The following is a 23,023-nucleotide window of genomic DNA, read 5'->3' as shown; positions in this document are numbered from 1 at the left end:
GCGCAAGAAAGGTTCGGACGGCGGTTCGTTGGTCGCCGGGGTGACGAGGCCGGGTGCCGCCTCGAGTGTCCTCGACACACTGCGCCATCATGCTGACGCTGTAGCGGGTGGCCAGTCCTGGGGCCCGACATTCACCGGCTTCACCGCGACATCCTGAGCCCAGTCGAATGCCGGTGCGGGTGGGCCCCACTGTGCCGGGCGGTCGAAAACGACCTGCTCGGAGCCGAAGTCGGCATTCGAGAAGGTGGTCGGACCGGTGAACCGCACGCCTGTGAACTCGGCACCGCCGTTGAACGTCGCTTCGGCGAACTGCGCGTCGCCGTTGAACGTCGTGTCTTGGAATGCGGTGCGACCGTCGAATGTCGCCTTGCGGAACTCGGCGGCACCGTTGAATGTCGCCGCGTTGAACTCGGCGCGACCGTAGAACCTTGCTCCATGAAATATGGTGTCGCCCTTGAAGGTCGCGTGGTGGAACCAGGCGTGGCCGTCGAACGTAGCACGATAGAATTCGGCGCCGTTGAACGTCGCTTCTTGGAACTCCGCGTGGCCGTTGAATATTGCGCGGTAGAACCGAGCGTCGCCGTTGAGTATCACTTGTCGGAATTCGGCGCCGCTGTTAAAGGTGGTCTCGCTGAACCGGGTACGACTGTTGAAGGCTGCGCCGCCGAATGCCGCCGGACCGTTGAACGTTGTGCCGTCGAACCCGGCGGGACCATTGAAAGTCGCCTTGTCGAAGTGGGCGGCGCCGTCGAATGTTGCCCTGTCGAACCAGGTGTTGCCGGAAAACGTTGCGGCGCTGAAGGTGGCTTCCTCGAGGTGCGCGGTGCGAAAGTCGAAATTGCTTGTCGACCAGCTGTATTCGGCTTCGGAGTGCAAATGGTCGGCAATGACGCGGACAATGGTTCGACGGACCTCCCGGTCGTTCTGACGGTACTCGATGTGCTCTTCGGTTTCGCCGCCGTCAGCGCGTGGGATGGTGGTGACAAGCTTGGTGCGAGCGCTACCGCCGTGGTCTGGATCGTAGGGCAGGCGCAGGTAGCCGCAAAGGACGTCGATGCATTGCTGGCGGCGCAATCCATCGGATTCGTCGGCGGCACCGGCCATCGCGTATACCCCCGCGATCCGAACCGCGACATCGGACGCCCCGAGCTGGCCGGCCGCGGCGCCGAAGCGTTCCACAAACCGGCTCTGCTCGATATCACGCTGGCGACGGTAGGCGATCACCAGAGCGACGACCCCACCGACTCCGGCGACGACGGTCAACGAGACACGGGTAATATCGATGGGTGCTGCTTTTTCTTGGCTGGCGGGCATGATCTGGTGCAGGAACCCGTAGGTCGCGACGGCGACGACCAGACCGGCGCCAAGCGCGAAGCATACAACCGGAAGCAGCCTGAGCCTCTCTATGCGATGGCTGATTGCCTTGTAGCTCTTGCTCATTCGTCCGCGCAGCGCGGCCGCTGTCCTACGCGTTTCCGATCCGATAGCGTTCACCCTGCCTGGCATCGCTCGATTGTGACCGATTTCGGCGCGGTACGACGTCAGTCGGACGCGATGCGGGGTTGGAGTACGACGACCGGGATTTGGCGTTCGGTCCATCTCATCGTCGCCGCCATCGCCATGTGCCGAGCCCAACGCGGCACCCGTCCCCTCGACCAAACCGCGGCTGCCCTCGAAGACGTAGCCCGGGCTTACCGACCGAGCCCCGCGCTAATGTGACTGAATGCGATCGGACAGGCGAATATGTGGAATATGCGCGGAGGATGTCCGTATGTGATCAATTGGGTAGCGGTGAAGAGTAGGATTGTGCTGGTCGGGGACGGATTTGTTCGATGCGCAATGTCGAGGATTGGACGGTCTGAATTGTAGAGTGTGCGCGATCCGTCATCGGTTCGGAGGATTGATCATGTTTCGTTTTTCGCTATTTGTTGCTACTGCTGCTGCCGGGGTGGCCGCGGCGTTGGGTCCGGTGAGTGCGCAGGCTGATCCGGATGATCCTGGGATGCCGTGCGGGGATCAGATGGTTATGAATACGCATCGGGAGTGCGTTCAGATCGGCAGCTTTTGTACTTTGTCGGACGGGATGATCATCGGGAGTATCGGGCCCGATGGGCGGTGTGTTATTCCGGGCACGAATATCTGAGGCTATTGAATTCGCTGTTGCACCTGATTCCAGTTGGGTGGGGGAAGTCGGTGGGCTCAGCGGCCTCTGGGGTATTTGGTTACCACGGTGCCGTCGGTGTTGGCGGCCAGATAGGCGCCGCCGTAGTCGTCGGTGAGGTAGACCATGACTGTTGGTTGGTCGTTATTGAAGGTCCAGGCTGGATCGACGATTACGTAGCGCAGGGTTGGGGTGGGGATGCCGAGACTTTCGTCGGCGGTGCGGAGTAGGTCGGGCAGTATGTCCCAGTTGATAGCGCTCAGTTTTACGGTGACTTTGTCCGAGAGTGGGCCGCCCGCGCCCTTTCGGGTGGCTGTGCCGTCGCGGTAGACGAACAGGTCGTAGAGGTCGGGTTTGTTTTTGACCGGCGCACCGACGTTGGCATAGGTCGGATAGAACGTTGCTTCGTTGAATTCTGCGCTGCCGGAGACCTTTTCGAGTGCCGTTATGGCCTGTCGGATGCCGGTCGGGGTCAGGAGGTCGACGGTTTTGCCGTTGACGGGTGCTCCGGATGTCGGGAGTGCGGCTCGGCTCGTAGCGGGGAACTCATTGGTCGTGGGATTACTTCCGGCAGCCTGGTTACCGTTCGAATCGGGGCGCAGGGCAACTATCACTATCGTCGCGACGATGGCAGCGATGACGGCGGCGGCCGCGACGCCGACGAAGATCCCGAGTGAGAGTGGTTTGCGCGCAGAGGGATTCGTGGAGCCATACGGGTGGGTGGCGGGTGTCGTGTCGGGTGCACTGCCGCCGGGGCCGTGGAACTCGTCCCCTTTGAAGGCGCCGGGCGCATTTCCCGAGCCTCGCGAATTGAATCCGCCGGGTGCATAGGCTGCGTCGGGTGTGCTAAACGCGCCCGGCGTGCTGTATGCGCCTGGTGTGTTGCTCGCGCCAGGTGCACTGTATGTGGCCGGTGCGTTGCCCGCGGCTGGTGTGCTGAATCCACCAAGTGTGTTGGCCGCGCTCAGCGTATCGAATCCGCCGCGTGAATTACCCGGGGAGTCGAATGCGCTGGGGGTGCTGAAGCCGCCGGGGCCATACGCTGCGCCTGGTGTGCTGAAGCCGGGGCCATGGGCCGTGCCCGGGGAGGTGAATCCGCCCGGAGCCTCGGCCGCGCTTGGCGTACCGAACCCATCCTGTCCGCCGAAACCCTGTAGGCCGCTATCCGCGCCGGATTTACCGAGAATGCCGGCACCGCTGCTCGCGTCCGGCCCACCAACCGCCCCTCGACCGCTGCCTGCCTCCGGTCCACCGACGCTTCCCACACCGACCCCGCCGAACACACCCGGAGTGCCACCGAACCCAACCGCCTGCGCAAGCATCAGATCCACTTGCTCGGCACTCGGCCGACGATCCGGATCGGGCACCAACAGCGCCGTCAAAACCGCGGTCAATACCCCGGCCCGCTGCGGCGGCGGGACCTCTCCTCTTATTACGGCAGCAAGGGTGGCAACTGTCGATTCCCGCCGCATGGGGTGAAACCCCTCCACCGCGAAATACAGCAGCAAACCGAACGACCACAGGTCGGAGGCGGTGTGCCCCTCCTGGCCGCTGAGTCGTTCCGGCGCAACATAATCCAACGAGCCGACGACACTCCCCGTGGAGGTCAATCCGGTCATATCGTTGAGCGCTGCGATACCGAAATCGGTCAGGACCGGTGAACCATCTTGGCGCAGAAGCACATTCGCGGGTTTGATGTCGCGGTGCAGCACGCCCACTTGATGTGCGGCGCGGAGGGCGGCGAGGATGCCACGGCCGAGGTGCGCCGCTTGCAAAGCCGGCATCGGTCCACCCGCCAGGTGATCGGCGAGACTCTGTCCGCGAACGAGTTCCATGACAATCCACGGATGCGCGACTTCGGGCGAATCCACGATGTGGTGGATGGCGACGACATTCGGATGACCGATCCTGGCCAGCGCCCTGGCCTCCCGGAGCACCCGCTCGCGGTGCACGCCGGGCGAGCCCGCGCCATCAGTCTCGGCCCGTACCTCTTTGAGCGCGACCTCGCGGTGCAGCGCGAGGTCATACGCACGCCACACCGTCCCCATACCGCCGCTGCCGAGCGGCTCGAGCAACTCGAAACGCCCGTCGACCACTGCACGCTCGGAAATCACGGCGCAAGCCTATGGTATTGCCGCGCCTATGCGACATCGGTGTTTCACATGCCTCATTCGGGCTGAAGATGAGGCGGTCCAGCTACTTCCCGCTGCCGACCAACTGGTCGAAGAAGGCGCGGTAGCTGCGCAGCGTCAGTCGCAGATCTTCGGTGTCGCCATCCTCCTCGCGCGACCACAGCCGTTCCAGCGACTGCTTGCGCTCGGCGAGTGTCGCGGACAACTGCTGAACCGTCGCCATGACGAGCTCGTCGGCCTTTGTCACCGCGTCGTGCGGGCTGTCCACGAAACTGCCCTGCACCTGCCGCCATGCGGTGCGCAGGCGCTCGACATCGGCAGCACCGAAGAGCGGCTGATCTCCGATCTCCTGCGATCCTGAGGCAGCGCTCCCGCCTGCGGCTGTGCGTTGGTCTGCGCTCGTGCTCGCCCCTGCGGCTGTGCGCTGGTCTGCCGCTGTGCGCTGGTCTGGGGTCGCGCTCCCGTCTGCGGTCCCGCGTTGGTCCGCGGCCGCGCGTTGGTCTGCGGTCGTGCTCGCGCCTGTGGTCGCGTTCCCGCCTGCGGCCGTGCTCCTATCCGCTACTTCGCGCTGGTCTGCGCCCGTGCCTGTACCTGCCGCCGTGCGCGAACCCGTGCCCCCGCCCGCAGGGGTCCGTTCGTCTGGCGTTGCCCGCTGGTCTGTTGCCGTGCCTCCGCCTGCGCCGGCGGGCCGGTCTCCGGCAGTGCTCTCGCCTGCGCCCGCCCGCTCGTTCTCATCCTCGCCAACTGCTGGCATACCACTGCCCCCACTCGCCTCGGCTTCCGACATCGGCGCGGGCCCATACGACGCGGCCGAATCAGTCTCCGTCCCGGTTCGTGTCGCGGTAGGCGAAACTCCCTCCGGCACTTCGGATTCGAGATTCCGCTGCCGGTCCTGCTCGGTGCTCATTGCTTTACATCCTTCTTGTCGTGCGGCGCATCGCCGAGCAGGTCCTCGAACAACTCGCGATACTGCACCACCGCGAAACGCATATCCTCGGTGGAGATTCGCGTATCGGAGCGCCGGACCGCGATCTCGTGCGCGGCGCGATAGTGGCCCACCGTCGCCGCATGCTCGACGGATAGATCGGCGAGCTGCTGGTCATACCCTTCGGTGGGATAGCCGCGCTCGGACATGATGTCGGCCACCAGCACATCGGCCGCCGTCACCGCGTCCGCCGGAGCGTCGACGAAGCGTTCCTGCATCCGCGCCCACTCAGTGCGATACCGCTGCTTTTCCGGCTCGGACAGCTCCCGGATATCCAGGTCGGCATGCCGCCGCTCGCGTTCGGCCAGCTCACGGTCGGTGGCCTTATGGCTGTCCAGCTCTTCCATGGTCCGGTCGTATTCGGGGCCGAACTTCTTGCGCAGTCGCCTTCTCCGCAGCATCGGCCAAGTTGCGACCAGCAACCCGGCCGCGACCAACACCACTACCACGATGATCACTATCGCTATCGCTGCAGAAGACACCCGATCCTCCTAGCCCAGACGGTCGTGTCGTCCACGTAATGCCTCGCCAGCGGCCATCCAAACCTCAGGAACGCACGTCGACTGGCTCCGGCACGCGCAGGGGCGCTTCGCTGCGAGTGTTCAGCCAGGCACCGATGAACATGAGTGCCGCGCCGAGAGCCTGCGTCGGCGACATGGACTCGCCGAGCAACATCCACGCGCAGCTGAGACCGAAGGCGGGTACCAAAAACATCGCCGCGGCCGCGGTCGCCGGACCGACCTGACTCACCGCGCGGTAGTAGAGGACATACGCGAGGGCGGTGGGCAGCACACCCAGATAGACCTGATTGAGCCAGAATCCGAGGTCCAGCTCGGACCATCGGACGTCGGAGAGTTCTGGAGCGGCGATGATTCCGAGCGCGAGCGTGCCCGCGGCGGTGGCATACACGGTGACGGTCGGGGCGGACAGCCGAGACAACAGCGGCGCTCCGAGCATCGTATAGCTCGCCCAGCATGCCGCCGCCGCGAGGAAGACGAGATCGCCGAGCAGCCGATGGGATCCGGTGTCGGGGATGCCGAGAATGAAGACGCTCGCACCGGCGACCGCCACGGTCAGCCCGACCATTCGGATGCGCGACAACCGTGTGCGACTGAGCAATGCCGTCACGGCGACCGTGAAAATCGGTGCCGCCATGGGGACGATCACGCTGCCGTCCGCCGCGGGGGCCAGGGCAAGGCCCAGAAAGAACAGAAAGTTGTAGCCGAACACGCCGACGAGCCCGATTCCGGCCGCGCGAGCGGCATCGGCGGCGGGCAGGCGCGGCGCCCGCAGGACGACGAGCAGCACAATCGTGCCGATCAGGAACCGCAGAAAACCGGCGACCGCATGAGGCACCTCGTTCACCGCGAGTTTCGAAGAGGCGAACGCACTGCCCCACAGCGCCATGACCAGTATCAATAGCAATCGGATACGCACAGTTCGATCTTCGGCGGGGGCCGCGCCCGAGTATTGAACGCTGGTGCGGCGACAATGAACGGGTGACCGAGGGTGAATGGGTCGACTACCGGCGAATGGCTAACCGCCCGGTCGAGGTCATGCACGCACATTTCGAACGGCACGTCTACGACCTGCACAGTCACGAGACGTACTCGTTCGGACTGACCGAATTCGGCGCACAGACCTTCGACTGCCGCGGCGCCACGCGCACCAGCGCGGCGGGCATGGTGATGGCGTTCAATCCGGACGAGCCACACGACGGCCACAGTACGACCGAACTTGGATTCACCTATTGGATCGCGCATATCGGCGCTGAGTTGATCATCGATCTGCTCGCCGACCGAGCGGGGCGCCCGATCGGTCTGCCCTTGTTCACCGACCCGGTGCTCCGTGATCCGGTACTTTCATCGGCGCTGCGCAGGCTCTGTGCGAGTCTGATCGGCCCCGCCACCGAACTCGCCGCCGACGAGGCATTGGCCGCCTCGGTCGCGGCACTGGTGCAGCGTGGTACTCGAATGTCGACGAGAACCGCCGTGGTACAGGCCGATTCGGCAGCCGATATCGCGCGACGGGTCCGCGCGGTGCTGCATGATCGCCATCTCGATCCCATCTCCATGGACGATCTGGCCGAGGCCGCCGATTGCAGCCGATTCGCGCTCTATCGAGCCTTCCGCGCCAATTACGGTCTGGCCCCGAGTGATTACCAACGGCTGCTTCGCCTACGCACGGCTCGCAGATTGATCGCCGCGGGGCGACCGATCAGCCAGGCGGCGATCGAGGCCGGATTCGCCGATCAAGCGCATCTGACCCGCTGGTTCCGGCGCTGCTACGGCATTACACCCGGTATGTATTTCGAAGCGGGTCATGGCTCGATGGGTTCGAGTGTCGCACCGGTGAACGTCACGAAATCCGGTCCCTCGGTGAAACGTTCGGAATCTTCCTCGCCGATGTAGAGGTCGAGATGGCGTGGGCCGCCGAGTCCCGGCGTGAATGCGTCGCCGATCGTCCACGTCGCGGCACTGAATTTGCCGCATTCGCTCTCACGCCCCGCGGCGCCACAACCCTTGAGCCGCAACCGAGTTCCTGGCTCGATGCCATCCGCAGCCGCACTCTCGAAGGGATGCAGCGCCTCGCCACGGGTACCCCTCGGTTCGGTGTCGAGCCAGAAACCGACATCGTAGGACCAGTTCAGGTATTGACTCGCGTGCTCGCCGCTGGTGATCCGGCCGGTGCCCTCATCGCGGACCGCATCGACGAAATCCTCTGGCAGCGAGCCGATTTCGACATTGGCATCGGTGCATTCGAAATCACCGCAACCGCGCACGGTTTCGAGCGGCCCGTTGTGATAGGACTCGACCGCGGTGTAATACACCGTTACCGTCCAGCCGTTCCATTCGTCGGCCTCGGTATCGAGTCCGCAGCCCGCGGTGAGCGGCGACGCCACGAACAGCGATGCCGCGACCACTCCACACCCGAACCTCACCGCAGCGATATTGCCCGACGCCGCGGGCGCCGCGCCACTCGACCTAGCGGGCGCCGGGCGGGCGCGGCCACGGATTCTCCTCGAGATGCTCTATCGACATATTGAACCGGGAGATGAGCCCGCTCAACTGTGTGATATCGGCGGCCGTCCAGTCGGCGACGACCGCGCCTATGCCCTCTTGACTCTGCTCGCGATCGGCGGCCACCAATTCCAAGCCCTTGGCGCTGGCCCGGATCTTGCGGGCGATGCCGCCGTCCGGATCGGGAACGCGCTCGACCAGCCCCTGCTTCAGCATCGCGGCGACCTGCCGATTAATGGTGGAGATATCGAGCTGGAAGGCCTCCGAGAGCTCGCGCAGGCTGAGCGGAGCGTCCATTTCCAGTCTGGTGAGGATCAAGTACGCCGATCGGTCGAGCTGGAATCCGGGGCGGCGCAGCAGCGAGGCCGGGAAGTGTCGGGACAGCAGGGTCAGCTCGAAGACGAGGTGGGTGAGCGCATCGTCATCCTCGGGACCTGATTCGGACATGGCCCACACTATGTCGGCTGAATCACGCCCATAGCAAATTGTGCACGATACATAGCGTGTGTACCGTACATATTCATGTCTGTTGCCGCCGACGTGTCTTCGACCGTCACCGAGGACGATGCGCCGCGCCGTCCCGCATCCGGTCTGCTCATCGCGACCCTCGGCATGGTCGGTGTCGTCGTCTCGCTGATGCAGACGCTGGTCATTCCGATCATTCCCACCCTGCCGACGCTGCTGGACAGCTCGGCGTCCAATGCGTCCTGGGTGATCACCGCAGCCCTGCTGGCCGGTGCCGTGGCAACACCGATCAGTGGCCGACTCGGCGATATGTTCGGCAAGCGCCGGGTGCTGTTCGCGAATCTGGTGTCAATGGTCGCCGGGTCGGTGGTGTGCGCGCTGTCCTCCTCGCTGGCTCCCGAAATCATCGGGCGCTCGCTGCAGGGCGCGGCGGTCGGCGCGATCCCGCTCGGCATCAGCATCATGCGTGACGAATTGCCCGCTGAGAAGGTGGGTTCGGCGATGGCGATCATGAGCGCCACGCTCGGTGTCGGCGGTGCGCTCGGTCTGCCGCTTGCGGCGGCCATCGCGCAGAATTCGGACTGGCACATGCTGTTCTGGACCGCGGCCGGGCTCGGTGTCGTCTGTGCCGCATTGGTTTTCGTCTTCGTACCGGAGTCTCCGGTGCGCACGCCGGCGCGTTTCGATTTCGGTGGTGCGGTCGGTCTGTCGATTGCGTTGCTGGCCTTGCTGATTCCGATCACCAAGGGTGCGGACTGGGGCTGGGGCAGTGCGAGCACGCTCGGCCTGTTCGCGCTGTCGGTGGTGACATTCCTCATCTGGGGCTTCTTCGAACTGAAGCAGCGCGCACCGCTGGTCGACCTGCGGGTTTCGGCGCGGCCGCGGGTGCTGTTCACCAACTTCGCTTCCATCGCGGTCGGATTCGCGCTCTACGCCATGTCGCTGACCTTCCCGCAGCTGATGATGGCACCGGAACAGACCGGATACGGGTTCGGACTGTCCATGGTCAATGCCGGATTGGCGCTGGCGCCAACCGGATTCGTGATGATTCTGCTGTCGCCGGTTTCGGCACGGCTGTCCGCGGCGCGCGGCCCGAAAGTCACGCTGGCGCTCGGTTCGGCGGTGATCGCGGTCGGTTATCTGTGTGCCGTGGTGCTGATGAACAGCGTCTGGGAGCTCATGATCGCGGCGATGATCGTCGCGGGCGGTGTCGGTCTGGCCTATGCCGCGATGCCCGCGCTGATCATGGGCGCGGTGCCGCTGACCGAGACCGCTGCGGCCAACGGCCTCAATTCACTGATGCGCTCGATCGGCACCTCGACCTCGGCCGCGGTGATGAGCGTGGTGCTCGCCCATATGACGATGCAGCTCGGCCCGCACGTGCTGCCATCGCGCGACGGCTTCCACACCACCTTCCTGATCGCCACGGCCGCTGCTCTGGTCGCCATCGTGCTCACGCTGATCATCCCGATGCGCAAAGCGGCCGACGCCGCTGACAAGGCCGGGCACGCCTGATCATCGGGTCATGAGCCCGAACGGCCACGGGGCCGGTCCTCAACGGCGAGGATCGGCCCCGTTGTCGTTCGATCCGCACCGAGGCCACGTATGGGGCTTGGATGGCGAACAGTCGCCGGGGCGGATCAGTCGATCGGCACCAGGGTGTACATCCACCACGGCCGCCGGGGGAATTCGGACATGAAGACGTTCAATGTCATTCGGCGCAGCTCGCGCCGCGCCGGATCGCGCACGTGGCGCCAGGGCCGGGCGATGTCGGCCGGTGCCACATCGGCGAGCCACAGTTGCTCCCACTCCGGTGCCGATCGGCAGGCGGAGATGATCTTGTCCAGCCGCTCCTGCTGCACCAGGCCCGGCGCCATCATCCGCAGCGCATAAACCATCAGATGCGCCTCCTTGTGCCACTCGTGCACGGTCTGTCTGGCGTCCGGATTCAGCATCGTCCACTCGAGGATATTGTCGCCGGGCTCGAGCCCGGGAAATAGCCGCAGATAAGCGGAGTTCGCGGCGACCAGATCGAAGGTGGGCACGATCTGGAACCAGGCGGGCTGGGCAAGGCTGCGCAAGGTGCGCAGATCGCTTGGCAGCGGCACGCTCGGCACGGGACCGTAGGTATCCGGAAACTGGCTCGCCTGTGTGAGGCTCACGATGTGGTCACGGAAGAACACCGGTACACCTAGCGCATCGAACAACCGGCCCAGCGTTGCCGAGGTGGGCGCGACCACGCCCTGTTCGAAGTCCTCGATCACCGTCTGCGCGAATCCGGTGGCCACGGCCATCGCGGCCTGGGTGAGTCCGGCCGCGGCGCGGCGCTCACGCAGATAGCGGGCGATCGAAGGGCGGTCGTCCGCCATGGTGATATGCCTCCTGATTGGCGTCGGGATCAACAGCTGATCCACCTGTTCACTTACCCGCTCCAACCTAACTTCGACCGAAAACCCTTGCCGCGACGTTGGATAACGCTAAGGTGCCAGTTCGACCGACTCGGTATAACGCCGCGCGAGAGTGCGCAGGTGCGCAACCAGTTCCGGCGGGCCGTCGACCCGGAAGTCCATCATGAGCATGCTCAGGTAGATGGCAATGGTCTCGAGGGCATCCGCGCCGGTCAGCAGGATGCAGGTATCGGCGTCGACCGCCTCGACCACGCCCACCGCCGGGTTGATGCGGGCGATCACCGTCTCGGCGGGCGCCAGCACCGTTACCCGGGCGTGCACCTTCCAACCCGTGCTGGCGATATCGCGCATGACGAAGGCAACCAGATCATCATCGGGCAGCGACCGTGCGGCGAATCGCCGTGATCCTGCGACCGCGCGCTGTAGCTGTGCGACGGGAATAGCACGCCAGCAATGGGTTTCGAGATCGTAGGCGACCAGATACCAGCGCCGCTGCCAGTTGATCAGCCGGTAGGGCTCGATTTCGTTGTCCGCGTCGGGATTCAGGCCGATCCGCACCGCGGCGCCATCCCGGATGGCGCTCGCGAGTGTGGTCAGCGTCGCGGCCGGGACCGGGGCATCCGGTTCGCGTGAGCCGGTGGTCGCCGGTCCGATGGCAGTCGCGTTGCGCAGCGCGGTCACCTTGCGCTGCAAGCGTTTCGGCAGGATTTGTTCGAGTTTGGCCAGTGCGCGCGCGGCATTCTCGGTGATATCGGCAATGCCGGTCGACCCGTCCTCGGCCAGGCCGATGGCCACGGCCACCGCGACGGTCTCATCATCGTCGAGCAGCAGCGGTGGCATGGTGCTGCCGCGGCCGAGCCGATAGCCGCCGATCGCACCCCGCTCGGCGTGTACCGGATAGCCGAGTTCGCGCAGTCGCTGGATGTCATTGCGCAGCGTCCGATCCGTGATGTCGAGCCGTTCGGCCAGCTCACGACCGGTATGTGCGCGATCCTGCAGCAGCGAGAGCAGGCGCAGAACTCGGGTTGTGGTGGCCGCCATCGTCGCCTCCGAAAATTCTTCTTGATGAAGCCGCTGTATTAGGAACGAAACTAGCCTAATGGCCGCATAGGCTTGGTGACATCAGCAAGAAGGAAAAGGAAAGGCCAGCCATGAACATCACCACTGCCGCCGACGCCACCGCGACCCTGCGCCCCGTCTGGCGTGATGTCCTCGCCACCTCCTACCGCGCCCTGACCGATGTGGTGGCGGGTATCGGCGACGACCAGTGGCAGCTGCCGACCCCGTGCTCGGAATGGGATGTCACGCAGGTGATTCAGCACGCCGCGGGCGATCAGCTCGCCTTTGCCGTGGCACTCGGTATCGGAATCGGCCCGGCCTACAACCCCTTTGCCCCGTCCGGCACCATCGACGGCACCGCCGCCGATTTGGTGCGCGATGCGGTCGAGCAGACCGAGACCGCATGGGCCACTGTCACCGACGAGACCGAGACCGTGCCCACCCCGCTGCCGCATGGCGCATTGCCGACCCCGGTCGCCGCGGTCATGTGCGCATTGGATGCGGCCGTGCACGCCTGGGATATCGCGATCGCGACCGGACAGCCGTCCCCGTTGCACGACGAACTCGCCGGTCACCTGCTCACCGCCGCGCGGACCATGAATCCGGCACCGGGCGGCGGCCCGGAGGCGGAAATCGTTGAGCCGCTGCGCCAGTGGGGTGCGTACGCCGCAATCGTCGACGGTGCGCAGGACGACACGACGGTCGCCGAGTTGCTGCGCTACCTGGGCCGCGATCCGCGGGCCTGATTCGAATGGGGTCTGAGCGTGCAAAGTGCATGCTCAGACCCATATCACCGGGCCGTGACGAACCCTTGCGCCACCATCCAATCCCGTGCTACCTCAGCGGGTTCGCGGCCATCCACATCGACCTGGCGGTTCAATTCGGTGATCGCCTCATTGGTCAGCTTCTTCGATATCGGCGCCATGATGTCGGCGACCTGTGGATGTGCATCCGCGAAGGACTTTCGCATGACCAGTGCCGCATTGTATTTCGGGAAGAAGCCCAGATCGTCCTTCAGTAAGACGAGCCCGAGCGCTGGAATCCGGCCGTCGGTGGCGGCGACCGAACCGAACCGGCACTGCTTGGCATCGGCGGTCGCCTGATAGACCACCGCATCCTGCACGATCTGCTTATGCACTTTGCCTACATCGATACCGTATTTGCGCGCCATCCCGGGATAACCGTCTTGGCGCACATTGAATTCGGTGCCGACGCACGTCGCGGCCGCGGCCGGATCGGTGACAATCAGCCGAGCGTAGTCGGACAGCGTGACGACACCGGTCTCCTTCGCGGTGTCGGCGCTCATCACCAACGCGTAGGTGTTGTTCATCGGGGCCATATCCGTCCACACGATGCCATGTGCGGACAGATCCGCGTCGCGAACCGCCTCGAACTGCCCGACCTCATCCGGAACCGGTGTCTCGTTGCCGAGATAGTTGATCCACCCGGTCCCGGTGTATTCGTAGGAGATATCGATCTGACCGTGCAACTGGGCATCACGGACACTGTTGGAGCCTTGGATATTCGTCAGATCCCGTACCTGTGCACCCGCCGCGGACAGGGCGAATTCGATGAGGTATCCGAGGATGTTCTGCTCGGTGAAATCCTTGGAGCCCACCGTAATCGAGACCCCGTCGAGTTCCGGTACCGGACGAATACTGCCTGGCCCCACCCGCAGCGGCACCGCGCTTCCGGACTGCAATCCGCAGGCGCTCAAGAGGAATACGGCCACAACACCCAGCGCCCACGTTTTCACTTCAGCCCCCTCGGCCCCAGGTACTGTTCGGCCAGCGCGCCCAGCCAATCGACGAGCAGCGCCAGCGCGACCGCGAGGACCGCACCGACCACCAACGTGACGTTATCGCGCAGCTTGTATCCGGTATCGATCAGAATGCCGAGACCGCCCGCGCTCACCAGGAACGACAGTGTCGCGGTGCCCACGGCGAGCACCAGCGAGGTGCGCAGCCCGGCGAGGATATAGGGGATGGCGAGCGGAAATTCGATGCGGCGCAATACCATAAGCGCCGACATGCCCTGGCCGCGTCCGGCGTCGATGACCGCCGGATCCACCTGCTGGTAGCCCAGGATCGTATTGCGCAGCACCGGAAGCAGCGAATAGAACGCGATCGGCGCGACGCCGATCCAGAAGCCGGTGGTGCGGGTGGCGAGGTAGAACAGCACGATCAGACCGATCGCAGGAGCTGCGGCGCCGATATTGGCGATACCGACGAAAAGCGGTGCTAGGCGGCGGTATCCCGGCCGGGTGAGCAGTGTTCCCAGCGGCACCGCCACCGCGACGACGATCACCACCACTGTCGCGGTGATCAACACATGCTGCCAGGTGGCGGTAGCGATATTGGATACGCTGATGCTGGCCTGCTGGGTGGCGGTGAGATCGCGCCGGAATGCCCACACCAGCACACCCGCGGTCAGTACGAGCACGAGCGCCGGTTGGACCAGCAGCCGAATGCGTTCGGCCCGACGCAGTGTCGTCGGCGATGCCGTGGCCGCAGCGGTGGTCGCCATGGTCATGAAGTCGCATCCATCTCCGCGCCCGCATGCGTGGCGCGCATGGCCGACAGATGGCCGACGAGCGTATCGATCGTGATCAATCCGGCGTATTCGCCACGTCGACCGGTGACGACCGCGGTCGCGGTCTGCTCGGCCAGCAACGCCTCCAACGCATCCTGCAGCGTCGACTGCAGCGATAGCTGCTCACCGACCGGGGATCCGACGGTACGCAGCGAATCCGCCTGTGCCAGTTGCTCCCTCGACACCCAGCGCAAGGGCCGCTGCTGCGCGTCGAGAATCAGTGCCCACGGCCAATCCAGTCCGGCCAGCGCGGCGCGGAGATTGTCGACCGAATCGGACTCCGGGGCCGTCGGGCAGCTGCCGAGGTCGACATCGCGGACCCGGGTGAGGGTGAGCTGTTTGAGCGAGGCATCCGCGCCGACGAAACCGGCCACGGTCTCGTCCGCGGGATCGGCCAGGATCGCGGCCGGGGTGTCGTATTGCAGAATCCGAGATTGGTTGCCCAGCACCGCGATTCGATCGCCCAGCTTCACCGCTTCATTGAAATCGTGGGTAACGAACACGATGGTCTTACCCAGTTCGGATTGCAAGCGCAGCAGCTCGTCCTGCAGCAGACCACGGGTGATCGGATCGACCGCACCGAACGGCTCGTCCATCAGCAGCACCGGGGGATCGGCCGCCAAAGCGCGAGCCACCCCGACGCGCTGCTGCTGGCCACCCGAGAGCTGCCTGGGATAGCGATGACGATAGGTATCGGGATCGAGGCCGACCAGTTCGAGCATTTCGTCGGTCCGCGCGGCGACCTTCTTGCGATCCCAACCGATCAGGCCGGGCACTGTCGCAACATTCTTCGCGACCGTCAGATGCGGAAACAACCCCGCCTGCTGGATGGAATAGCCGATGCCCCTGCGCAAGTGGTCCGGATTCACCCCGGTGACATCGCGACCGCCGATCGTGATGGTGCCAGAGGTCGGTTCGATGAGGCGATTGATCATCCGCATGGTGGTGGTCTTACCGCAGCCGGAGGGTCCGACGAGGACGACGATTTCGCCCGCGGGGATGGTCAGCGAGACTCGGTCTACCGCCGGATCTCGTTGGCCCGGATACTGTTTGGTGACCTCATCGAGCACGATCTCGACGCCGGATACCGCCGATGTCTCACTGTCGCCGCGGATTTCGGTATCAGTCACGTATTCCCCTCGAGGTGGTGAGTCGCCCGACGATGACGAAGATCCCATCGAGGATCAGCGCGAGTACGACTATCAGGATCGTGCCGACCAGCGCCTGCGGCACCGCATTCGGACTACCGAGCCGGGCCAGGCCGGAGAAGATCAGATTGCCGAGTCCGGGCCCCTTGGCATAGGCGGCAATGGCCAGAATGCCCATGATCATCTGCGTGCTGACCCGCATCCCGGTCAGAATCGATGGCCAAGCCAGCGGCAATTCGATGCGCGCGAGCACCCGCAGCCGATTCATCCCGACCCCGCGCGCGGCATCCACGATCGCCGGATCCACCGAGGCCAATCCGATGATGGTGTTGCGCAGAATCGGCAGCAGGGCATAGAGCACCAGCGCGGTAATCGTCGGTCCGACACCGAGTCCGAGGAATGGAATCAGCAGCCCGAGCAGCGCGAACGATGGGACGGTGAGAATGGCGCTTGCCAGCGCTGTCGCTACCGAGGACCCGAACGGACTGCGGTAGACCAGCACTCCGATCAGCACCGCCACGATCGTCGCCAGCAGAATCGACTGCACCACCGCCGAGACATGTAAATACGAATCGGTGACCAGCTGCGCGCGTCGATGCACCACGAACGTCCACAGTGTATCCAGGGCCGTACCTCCGTTCGTGAAACGTGTCGAATACGCGGCACGCTTGCACGACCTGACGAATCAGAGCACCGCACGCTATCACTGAATGTCATGTGTTGAAAGGAAATTGGGAACAGTCGCAACCTCCACCACATCGGCGGGAACCTCGTGGCGGACCCATTCGTCCTACTGATCGAGAGTCGAATCCTGGAGGGGAGTATGGGAGTGCATGAGGTGGCCGAGCGGAGACGGTATGTGTGGCCGGTGTTCGGCCTGGTGGTGGTTGCGCTGGTCGCGGTGGGGGTTGTCGGAGTGCGCTGGTGGCAGGATCGCGCACAACCCGCTATCGCTGGAGACCGCTTGACCGCATTTCCCGCGATCGACCGGTCGGCGCTGGACCTCGCCCAGGGGCGGATCGTCGCGGTCCTCGAACGCGAATTCGAGGCACCGGGCGATGGTCCGAAGTATGCCGAGGGGGCCGACGAACCGTGGTGCGCCGACTTCGTCAGTTGGGTGCTGCGGGAGGCGGGGGCGCCGCTGGCCAATCCGAATTCCGGATCGTGGCGGATTCCGGGTGTGTACACGCTGCAGGAGTACTACCAGGGCGTCGACCGCTTCGCGCCGATCGGTTCGGAATATCAGCCGCGCACCGGTGACGTGCTGCTCTACGCCGAGGGGAGCCCCTTCAGCCAGCACACGAATTTCGTGCTCACGGCCGCGAACGGGACCGTGACGACCATGGGCGGGAATGAATTCGGCGAGGTCGCGATCCACCGTTTCGCACCGGCGCAGGTGCCAGGGGTGGTGGGATTCGGCCGTTTGTGAATAGGGTTGGTACTCAGCTGGTCTTCCTAGTGGCTATGCATTGTCGGCGGGTCCTCCGCTAGCACTTACCATTGACTAGGCGGCGCCCGGCAGCGCCGTCTTTCGGTCCCTGTCCTGCTACCCCCTCATCAGCAGGACAGGGACCCCGGGTGGGGGCATGTCGGCCCGACCTCGCCGAAATCCGCGTCGCGTACCGTGTCGGTTGTCCGTTGAGAGGTGAGGGTTTCGGAAACTCTGATGCTGCCCATCGAGGAAAAGGCCGATGATCCGGTGTGGATCGACTACGCCGACTTCGGAGAACGGTTCGTCACCCACGCGGTGACGGCCGAACGGATCGAGGCCGCGGTCTCCGCGATGACCGATCACGGTGTCGCCATCGGTCCGTTCTCCCTCGGACCGGTGGGTTTGGCCGGCTTCATGGCCGAGGGCAAGGTGGGCAAGCCGGTCGTCCTGCGGAGCGGTCCGCATGTCACCTTCGAGGTGACCGTGCCGCTGACGATGTCGGTGAAGGTACTGCTCGGCGGACGGAAAATGCGGCTGGAGGCGGTCGCCGAAATCGATCTCACAATGCACGCCCGGACCGCGGACCCGCTGCTCATCGTCATCGATATTCCGCCGATCACCTCACGTGACGTCAGCTTCGTGCTGCGTGCCCAGGCCATCGACTCGGCGTGGGAATGGTTGCTCGATCCGATCGCCGGGGTGGTGCAGCGCGAGGTCGCCAATCGGGTGAATGCGATGCTCGCCGAACCGCAGGCCCGGCGCGGCCGGGTCTTCGACGTCGAGGCCATCATCAACGGAGTCCGGTCCGAGCACGTCGACCGGGCCGAATTCGACTGGATCGGCTATGACGAATTCGGACATCAGTTCTTCTCCCGCATTGTGACCCGCGATCGGGTCTTCGAATTCGTGGAGCGGATGGCGGGCCGCCCGATCGAGGTCGGGCCGCTGCGCACCGGACCGCGCGACTCTGCCACCGTCACGGTGCAGGGCAATGTGCGAACGCCGCAATTGGCGGATCGCTCGGAGGAGCCGGTGTCCTTCGATCTGACCCTGCCGGTGAGCCTGGATATCACCGTCGATGTGCTCAAGGCCAACCGATACCGCGCCGAGGTCGAGATTCCGCTGGTGCTGACCGCGCGGGCGGCCGATCCGCTGTTGATCGTCGTCGATGTGCCGCCGCCAGCACCCGATGACCTGCGGCTCGAGTTCAAGGCACGCGGAATGCGGGCGGCGACGCTCGGTGCGCTGGCCGGTATCAAAAAGCAGGTCATCGCGCAGGTTGCCGAGGTGGTGCGCCACGAGCTCAGCGACAGCTCGGGCCGCACGATCGATGTCGCGGCGCGGCTCGACAGTATCGCCTAGAACCAGCTATCGACCTGTGTGACCAGTGTGAACTTCTGTTTCCAGTGGGTCTAGCGGTTCCAATGTGAATATGGTGAAATGAGTACACGTTCGAGGCTCCCGGCGCTCGAGTGAACCTTGGGGAAGGTGCGCCGGGCACGCTGCCTGTCCATGACCGGTGTTGCGCGAAGGAGTCCTGCGATGCGTTCCATTTCCGTGTCTCGCCGCCAGTTGTTCGCCTACACCGCCGCGGCCGCCGCCGTCGGGATCACCGCCCCCCGCGCTTCAGCGGCCGGTGTGCTCGGCACCCTCGTCGATTACGCGGGCGGCGTCCCGTCCGCCGACGCGATCCTGGATGACGGTCACCTCGGCGTCATCCGCTACGTTTCCGATCGTCGTCCGGGCGCCGAATGGATGGAGGGGAAGCCATTGCGCGCCGAGGAGGTCGACCAACTACACGCCGCCGGTCTGACGATCGTGTCGAACTACCAGTTCGGCAAGGGCGCGACCGCCGACTGGCGCGGCGGCCTGGAGGCGGGCAAGAAGCATGCCGATCGCGGCCTGGAACTGCATCTGGCAGCGGGTGGTCCGGAGAATCGCCCCATCTACGCCTCCATCGATGACAATCCGTCCCCAGCCGATTTCGCGAGCATGATCGCGCCGTACATCCTCGGCTGGGAGTCGGTGCTCGGCAAGGAGAACGTCGGCATCTACGCCAATGCGCCGACCATCGAACTGGCACGGTCGGCGGGCCTGGGTTCCTGGTATTGGCAGCACAATTGGGGCACGCCCAAGGGTTTCGTACACCCCGTCGCGCACCTGCACCAGATCGAAATCGACCAACGCGCCATCGACGGCATCGGCGTCGACGTCAACAACATCCTCACCGCCGAATACGGCCAGTGGTGACTACGGATCAAGATCAGGTGGCACTGCTAGCGGGGGGATTCTCGCATAATGCCGCCGTGGATTTCATCTGATCTTGATCGGTTAGGTCTGGCAGTGGCAGGTGGGGGCTAGGCGCAGTTCGGGTTCGTCGTCGGGGACGACGCGGAGGGTGGGGCGGTTTTCGGGGGCCTCGTGGTTGCCTCGCCAGGAGAAGAGGGACCAGCGGGAGATGCCGGAGAAGGCGGAGCCGAGGCTGCCGATGGAGAAGGAGGAGATCACCGAGCCGAAGGAGCCGACAGCGCCGATGGACAGCACCGAGCCCACACTGCCGATCGATAGGATCGAGTAGGCCGAGCCGATGGACAGGATCGAGCCTTCCGAGCGGAAAGACAGGACCGATCGACGCGATCGCCTGCTCCGGATCGAGTGACCCGGGCGGATCGAGGGACGGGACCGGAGCGAATCATCGACAGTCGCCATGTGTTCGGTCTACCACAGTTCTCGGGGGGCTACGCAGTTACCGAACGATTCGCGCCATGTGTCGAAACGTTTCGCAACAACAGATTTCGTAGGTACATCGGCGGCGCAGGCATGACTACATGCTCTCTTGCCGCCAGCCGCCGACGTTTACCTTCAGGCGCCTGAGTCCGGCGCCTGAAGGTTCGGGGAGCCTAGGTGACGGTGAAGAAACCGAGCGTCGGCAGGAACGAGCAGGTCCGCGGGTCGGCGTCATCGGCCTTGGTGGTCAGCGAACCCCCGACGACCGCGACGACCCGGCCCGAGCCGGTGTTGACGATCGCCGAGAGTGTGGCCGGACCGTCCGGGTTGATATGCGCCTCGTCGGTCAGCGGCTGAACGCCGGACTGACGGGTGTCGAGATTCAGCCACTGGACCGTCATCGGCGGATTCTGCTCCGGTGTCGGCGACTTGGTGCCGAGTGCGGTGAATACGAATCCGGTCTGACCGGCCTGCGGTCCCGGCGGCGGCAGCTCGGCCGGACCGGGAACGGCAAGTGCGGTGCCGATCGAATCGGCGCCGGGGCCGATGCAGCCCTTGCCGATGGTCGGGTAGAGGAACTGGGCGATGGCCGGTCCACCCTGAGGGACTTCCGGGCCGCCGCCGCCGCTGCCGTCCAGGAAGGTGATGATCCGTTCCAGTGTCGACTTGATCTGCGGCGGCAGGTTCAGCGCGTTGAGCAGGGCTCGGACCTGATCGAGGATGGCGTTCTTCGGCGCATCCGCGATGGGCTTGGCATCGGCCGGCCCGGCGATGGCGCCGACGATGGCCGGGGCCAGCGAGGCGAGCGTATCGATCGGGACGCCCTCGGGAACCATCGGAATGGTGTTCCGCGATGCGATGGGGGCGGGGGCCGGTGCCGCGACTGCCGTCGACGGCGCGGCGAGCGAAGCGCTCGCTGCGATGGCGAGCGCGGACAACATGATCCGCGATCCTCGGGTGCGAAGCACTGGTCTAGCCGTCCTTAACCTCGGGTACATCACAGGAGCGATGCAAAAAGCCATCGTTTCGGGGTCACTCTAGGGACAAGAGCGCCGTGTTGTACAGCCGACGTGCCCCTACTTCTGTTGTGGACGATCAGTGTTATCAGACGCTACCTGTTCTCTGGTGTTACCAGAGTGAAAGGTGATGCAAATGTTACCGGTGTTCAGTGTCTGCCCAGCCAGGTTGTGCGGTACGCAAGCTACCTTCTCCGGGCTCGATGACGCATGTCGTGCCGATAAGGGGTGACCCTTCGTGGCCACGCAAGCTACCTGCTGCGGGCTCGACTGTTCATGCCGGGGTCGGTCCAGGGGATTGATGGGATCTCTCGCGGCGGCGGTTAGGCTAGTCGCAGCCTTCCCGGAACCGACTCGAAAGCCTGCGAATTGAACCGAAGCCTCCGATTGGCTGTGCCGGTGCTCGGTCTGTCCGTGTTGGCCAGGCTGCTGTGGATGCTGCTGACGAAGAACGGGATGAATCTCGTCGATCTGCACGTCTATGTCGACGGTTCGGCGGCCCTACTGACCGACCGTCTGTACGACTTCACCTACGCCGAGAAGACCCCGGACTTCCCGCTGCCGTTCACCTATCCGCCGTTCGCGGCGCTGGTCTTCTTTCCGCTGCACTACTTTCCGTTCACCGGGATCGCGGTGCTCTGGCTGCTGGCGATTGTCGTCGCGCTGTATGCGGTGGTGTGGATCGCCTTCGAATTGATCCTCGGCGCGGAGCGGATGCGCGAGCCACGGTGGCGCACCGGCGCGGTGTGGTGGACCGCGATCGGCATCTGGATGGAGCCGGTGCGGACCACGATCGACTACGGCCAGGTCAATGTGTTCCTGGTGCTCGGGGCCATGCTCGCGGTGCGCAGTTCGCGATGGTGGCTCTCCGGTGGATTGATCGGTGTGATCGCGGGAATCAAACTGACACCGGCGATTTCGGGGCTGTACTTCGTGGCCCGGCGGCGGTGGGGGACCGCGGTGTGGTCGGCGGTGGTTTTCGGAGCGACGGTCGCGGTGAGCTTCCTGATCAACCACAAGGAGGCCAAGCGGTACTTCGGCACGCTGCTCGGTGACGCGGATCGGATCGGTCCGGTGGGTTCGGTCTGGAATCAGTCGCTACGCGGTGCGCTGAGCCGTCTACTCGGCCATGACGTCCAATCCGGGCCGTGGTGGTTGGCGGCCGTCGTTGTGGTCGCTGTGCTGGCCTTCTTCGCTTGGCGCGCATTGGGTCCCGATGATCGGTTGGGCACCCTGATCATCGTGCAGCTGTTCGGGCTGATGGTTTCGCCCATCTCGTGGTCGCATCACTTCGTGTGGCTGCTGCCCACGGTGATGTGGTTGCTGTACGGGCCGCTGCGGCAGGCGTCCGGCGCTCGGATTCTCGCCGGCTATTGGCTGGTCGTAACCCTCGTGGGCGTGCCGTGGGTGCTCTCGTTCGCCCAGCCGTCGATTTGGACTATCTCGCGGCCGGGGGTGCTGTCCTGGCTCGGCGCTGTCGACGTGCTCGGCGTACTGGTGCTCTACGGCTGGGTGATCTGGTCCGGGCGCATGGTCAATCGGATTGCGCCGCAAGGCGATCTATCTCGCGAGCCAGCGACACATCAAGCGCCGTGAGTCCGCCCGAGTCGTGGGTAGACAGACTGAATCTCACCCGACGCCAGCGGATATCGATATCCGGATGATGGTTCGCTTTCTCGGCGACTTCGGCGACCTGACGCACGAGGTCGATGCCCGCCGGAAAGGTTTTCGCCTCGATCGTGCGGGTGATGGTGTCGCCGGACCGGGTCCATTCCGACAGTTCGGTCAAAGCTTCGGTGAGTTCTGCCTCGGTTAGTTTGCGTTCGCTCATGCCTGTGCCTCGCTCGTACTCGGCTCCGGTATGACCGCTCGGGCGGC

The 23,023-nt window shown here is 64.7% G+C and carries 23 protein-coding genes; 7 read left to right on the top strand and 16 right to left on the bottom strand.

The window, feature by feature from the left end; all coding sequences use genetic code 11:
- Positions 1 to 87: 87 nt before the first annotated feature.
- From ACQP2U_RS35640 to ACQP2U_RS35620, 5 genes are all read right to left on the bottom strand, one after another.
- Positions 88 to 1,506, bottom strand: coding sequence for a pentapeptide repeat-containing protein (locus ACQP2U_RS35640; RefSeq protein WP_433711539.1), 1,419 nt, complete (start codon positions 1,504 to 1,506; stop codon positions 88 to 90).
- 693 nt (positions 1,507 to 2,199) lie between these two features.
- Positions 2,200 to 4,275, bottom strand: coding sequence for a protein kinase domain-containing protein (locus tag ACQP2U_RS35635; protein ID WP_433711538.1), 2,076 nt, complete (start codon positions 4,273 to 4,275; stop codon positions 2,200 to 2,202).
- Positions 4,276 to 4,357: 82 nt separating this feature from the next.
- Positions 4,358 to 4,561 carry a hypothetical protein gene (locus tag ACQP2U_RS35630; RefSeq protein WP_433711537.1) on the bottom strand — a complete coding sequence of 68 codons (204 nt, stop codon included), beginning with the start codon at positions 4,559 to 4,561 and terminating at the stop codon, positions 4,358 to 4,360.
- 635 nt (positions 4,562 to 5,196) lie between these two features.
- Entirely contained in the window at positions 5,197 to 5,760 is a 564-nt protein-coding gene (locus tag ACQP2U_RS35625; RefSeq protein ID WP_397031117.1) for a hypothetical protein, read from the bottom strand.
- A 64-nt stretch (positions 5,761 to 5,824) separates the two neighbouring features.
- Positions 5,825 to 6,715 carry a DMT family transporter gene (locus tag ACQP2U_RS35620; protein ID WP_433711536.1) on the bottom strand — a complete coding sequence of 297 codons (891 nt, stop codon included), beginning with the start codon at positions 6,713 to 6,715 and terminating at the stop codon, positions 5,825 to 5,827.
- Between the two features lie 62 nt (positions 6,716 to 6,777).
- Here ACQP2U_RS35620 and ACQP2U_RS35615 point away from each other — a divergent pair, with 62 nt between their 5' ends.
- The gene (locus tag ACQP2U_RS35615; protein ID WP_433711535.1) at positions 6,778 to 7,689 is read left to right on the top strand and encodes an AraC family transcriptional regulator; all 912 of its coding nucleotides are present in this window, start codon (positions 6,778 to 6,780) and stop codon (positions 7,687 to 7,689) included.
- Here ACQP2U_RS35615 and ACQP2U_RS35610 read toward each other — a convergent pair.
- Together ACQP2U_RS35610 and ACQP2U_RS35605 are read right to left on the bottom strand one after the other, a co-directional pair.
- Entirely contained in the window at positions 7,599 to 8,219 is a 621-nt protein-coding gene (locus ACQP2U_RS35610; protein ID WP_433711533.1) for a hypothetical protein, read from the bottom strand. The two genes, ACQP2U_RS35615 and ACQP2U_RS35610, sit on opposite strands and share 91 nt — an antisense overlap.
- A gap of 43 nt (positions 8,220 to 8,262) precedes the next feature.
- Positions 8,263 to 8,745, bottom strand: a complete 483-nt coding sequence (locus ACQP2U_RS35605; RefSeq protein WP_433711531.1) for a MarR family winged helix-turn-helix transcriptional regulator — start codon at positions 8,743 to 8,745, stop codon at positions 8,263 to 8,265.
- 75 nt (positions 8,746 to 8,820) lie between these two features.
- On the opposite strand from ACQP2U_RS35605, the gene ACQP2U_RS35600 reads away from it, so the two are divergent.
- A complete protein-coding gene (locus tag ACQP2U_RS35600; protein ID WP_433711529.1) occupies positions 8,821 to 10,278 on the top strand; it encodes an MFS transporter in 1,458 nt (485 codons plus the stop codon).
- A 125-nt stretch (positions 10,279 to 10,403) separates the two neighbouring features.
- Here the strand turns inward: ACQP2U_RS35600 and ACQP2U_RS35595 are convergent, their stop codons facing one another.
- Together ACQP2U_RS35595 and ACQP2U_RS35590 are read right to left on the bottom strand one after the other, a co-directional pair.
- Positions 10,404 to 11,132, bottom strand: a complete 729-nt coding sequence (locus tag ACQP2U_RS35595) for a helix-turn-helix domain-containing protein (RefSeq protein WP_433711527.1) — start codon at positions 11,130 to 11,132, stop codon at positions 10,404 to 10,406.
- Between the two features lie 108 nt (positions 11,133 to 11,240).
- Positions 11,241 to 12,212, bottom strand: coding sequence for a helix-turn-helix transcriptional regulator (locus ACQP2U_RS35590; RefSeq protein ID WP_433711526.1), 972 nt, complete (start codon positions 12,210 to 12,212; stop codon positions 11,241 to 11,243).
- 110 nt (positions 12,213 to 12,322) lie between these two features.
- Here ACQP2U_RS35590 and ACQP2U_RS35585 point away from each other — a divergent pair, with 110 nt between their 5' ends.
- Positions 12,323 to 12,976, top strand: a complete 654-nt coding sequence (locus ACQP2U_RS35585; protein ID WP_433711525.1) for a TIGR03086 family metal-binding protein — start codon at positions 12,323 to 12,325, stop codon at positions 12,974 to 12,976.
- A gap of 44 nt (positions 12,977 to 13,020) precedes the next feature.
- Here the strand turns inward: ACQP2U_RS35585 and ACQP2U_RS35580 are convergent, their stop codons facing one another.
- From ACQP2U_RS35580 to ACQP2U_RS35565, 4 genes are read right to left on the bottom strand one after another with little or no spacing between them, the layout of a single operon-like run.
- Positions 13,021 to 13,986, bottom strand: coding sequence for a glycine betaine ABC transporter substrate-binding protein (locus tag ACQP2U_RS35580; RefSeq protein ID WP_433711524.1), 966 nt, complete (start codon positions 13,984 to 13,986; stop codon positions 13,021 to 13,023).
- Positions 13,983 to 14,762, bottom strand: a complete 780-nt coding sequence (locus tag ACQP2U_RS35575) for an ABC transporter permease (protein WP_433711523.1) — start codon at positions 14,760 to 14,762, stop codon at positions 13,983 to 13,985. Before ACQP2U_RS35575 ends, ACQP2U_RS35580 begins: the two co-directional genes overlap by 4 nt.
- Positions 14,759 to 15,952 carry an ABC transporter ATP-binding protein gene (locus tag ACQP2U_RS35570; protein WP_433711521.1) on the bottom strand — a complete coding sequence of 398 codons (1,194 nt, stop codon included), beginning with the start codon at positions 15,950 to 15,952 and terminating at the stop codon, positions 14,759 to 14,761. Before ACQP2U_RS35570 ends, ACQP2U_RS35575 begins: the two co-directional genes overlap by 4 nt.
- Complete coding sequence (locus tag ACQP2U_RS35565; protein ID WP_364344632.1) at positions 15,945 to 16,595, bottom strand: ABC transporter permease; 651 nt, start codon at positions 16,593 to 16,595, stop codon at positions 15,945 to 15,947. The genes ACQP2U_RS35570 and ACQP2U_RS35565 overlap by 8 nt, the downstream gene beginning before the upstream one ends.
- A 198-nt stretch (positions 16,596 to 16,793) precedes the next feature.
- Between ACQP2U_RS35565 and ACQP2U_RS35560 the strand changes: the two genes are divergently transcribed.
- The 3 genes from ACQP2U_RS35560 to ACQP2U_RS35550 all read left to right on the top strand — a co-directional run bounded on the left by ACQP2U_RS35560 (position 16,794) and on the right by ACQP2U_RS35550 (position 19,652).
- Positions 16,794 to 17,399 (top strand): CHAP domain-containing protein, encoded by a 606-nt coding sequence (locus ACQP2U_RS35560; RefSeq protein ID WP_433711520.1) that lies wholly within the window; start codon positions 16,794 to 16,796, stop codon positions 17,397 to 17,399.
- 237 nt (positions 17,400 to 17,636) lie between these two features.
- Positions 17,637 to 18,764, top strand: coding sequence for a hypothetical protein (locus ACQP2U_RS35555; protein ID WP_433711519.1), 1,128 nt, complete (start codon positions 17,637 to 17,639; stop codon positions 18,762 to 18,764).
- Between the two features lie 180 nt (positions 18,765 to 18,944).
- Positions 18,945 to 19,652, top strand: coding sequence for a DUF1906 domain-containing protein (locus tag ACQP2U_RS35550; RefSeq protein ID WP_433711518.1), 708 nt, complete (start codon positions 18,945 to 18,947; stop codon positions 19,650 to 19,652).
- A gap of 81 nt (positions 19,653 to 19,733) precedes the next feature.
- Here ACQP2U_RS35550 and ACQP2U_RS35545 read toward each other — a convergent pair whose 3' ends face one another.
- Positions 19,734 to 20,111 carry a hypothetical protein gene (locus tag ACQP2U_RS35545; protein ID WP_433711516.1) on the bottom strand — a complete coding sequence of 126 codons (378 nt, stop codon included), beginning with the start codon at positions 20,109 to 20,111 and terminating at the stop codon, positions 19,734 to 19,736.
- A 191-nt stretch (positions 20,112 to 20,302) separates the two neighbouring features.
- The gene (locus ACQP2U_RS35540) at positions 20,303 to 21,070 is read right to left on the bottom strand and encodes an Rv1157c family protein (protein ID WP_433711515.1); all 768 of its coding nucleotides are present in this window, start codon (positions 21,068 to 21,070) and stop codon (positions 20,303 to 20,305) included.
- A 444-nt stretch (positions 21,071 to 21,514) separates the two neighbouring features.
- Between ACQP2U_RS35540 and ACQP2U_RS35535 the strand changes: the two genes are divergently transcribed.
- Entirely contained in the window at positions 21,515 to 22,741 is a 1,227-nt protein-coding gene (locus tag ACQP2U_RS35535; protein WP_433711512.1) for a mannosyltransferase, read from the top strand.
- Here ACQP2U_RS35535 and ACQP2U_RS35530 read toward each other — a convergent pair.
- Entirely contained in the window at positions 22,680 to 22,976 is a 297-nt protein-coding gene (locus tag ACQP2U_RS35530) for a 4a-hydroxytetrahydrobiopterin dehydratase (protein WP_433711510.1), read from the bottom strand. The two genes, ACQP2U_RS35535 and ACQP2U_RS35530, sit on opposite strands and share 62 nt — an antisense overlap.
- Between the last annotated feature and the right edge of the window lie 47 nt (positions 22,977 to 23,023).

It is taken from the genome of Nocardia sp. CA-084685 (genome assembly GCF_050955785.1).
Classification (GTDB): domain Bacteria; phylum Actinomycetota; class Actinomycetes; order Mycobacteriales; family Mycobacteriaceae; genus Nocardia.
Note: the sequence above shows the minus strand (reverse complement) of the source record. Positions and strands in the feature narration are given on the sequence as shown.

What these genes read in the sequence shown, in the direction of transcription:
- ACQP2U_RS35640 (WP_433711539.1), bottom strand. Translation starts at nt 1,506, where the DNA reads ATGCCAGGCAGGGTGAACGCTATCGGATCGGAAACGCGTAGGACAGCG.
- ACQP2U_RS35605 (WP_433711531.1), bottom strand. Translation starts at nt 8,745, where the DNA reads ATGTCCGAATCAGGTCCCGAGGATGACGATGCGCTCACCCACCTCGTC.
- ACQP2U_RS35600 (WP_433711529.1), top strand. Translation starts at nt 8,821, where the DNA reads ATGTCTGTTGCCGCCGACGTGTCTTCGACCGTCACCGAGGACGATGCG.
- ACQP2U_RS35595 (WP_433711527.1), bottom strand. Translation starts at nt 11,132, where the DNA reads ATGGCGGACGACCGCCCTTCGATCGCCCGCTATCTGCGTGAGCGCCGC.
- ACQP2U_RS35590 (WP_433711526.1), bottom strand. Translation starts at nt 12,212, where the DNA reads ATGGCGGCCACCACAACCCGAGTTCTGCGCCTGCTCTCGCTGCTGCAG.
- ACQP2U_RS35585 (WP_433711525.1), top strand. Translation starts at nt 12,323, where the DNA reads ATGAACATCACCACTGCCGCCGACGCCACCGCGACCCTGCGCCCCGTC.
- ACQP2U_RS35575 (WP_433711523.1), bottom strand. Translation starts at nt 14,762, where the DNA reads ATGACCATGGCGACCACCGCTGCGGCCACGGCATCGCCGACGACACTG.
- ACQP2U_RS35560 (WP_433711520.1), top strand. Translation starts at nt 16,794, where the DNA reads ATGGGAGTGCATGAGGTGGCCGAGCGGAGACGGTATGTGTGGCCGGTG.
- ACQP2U_RS35555 (WP_433711519.1), top strand. Translation starts at nt 17,637, where the DNA reads ATGCTGCCCATCGAGGAAAAGGCCGATGATCCGGTGTGGATCGACTAC.
- ACQP2U_RS35550 (WP_433711518.1), top strand. Translation starts at nt 18,945, where the DNA reads ATGCGTTCCATTTCCGTGTCTCGCCGCCAGTTGTTCGCCTACACCGCC.
- ACQP2U_RS35545 (WP_433711516.1), bottom strand. Translation starts at nt 20,111, where the DNA reads ATGGCGACTGTCGATGATTCGCTCCGGTCCCGTCCCTCGATCCGCCCG.
- ACQP2U_RS35540 (WP_433711515.1), bottom strand. Translation starts at nt 21,070, where the DNA reads ATGTTGTCCGCGCTCGCCATCGCAGCGAGCGCTTCGCTCGCCGCGCCG.
- ACQP2U_RS35530 (WP_433711510.1), bottom strand. Translation starts at nt 22,976, where the DNA reads ATGAGCGAACGCAAACTAACCGAGGCAGAACTCACCGAAGCTTTGACC.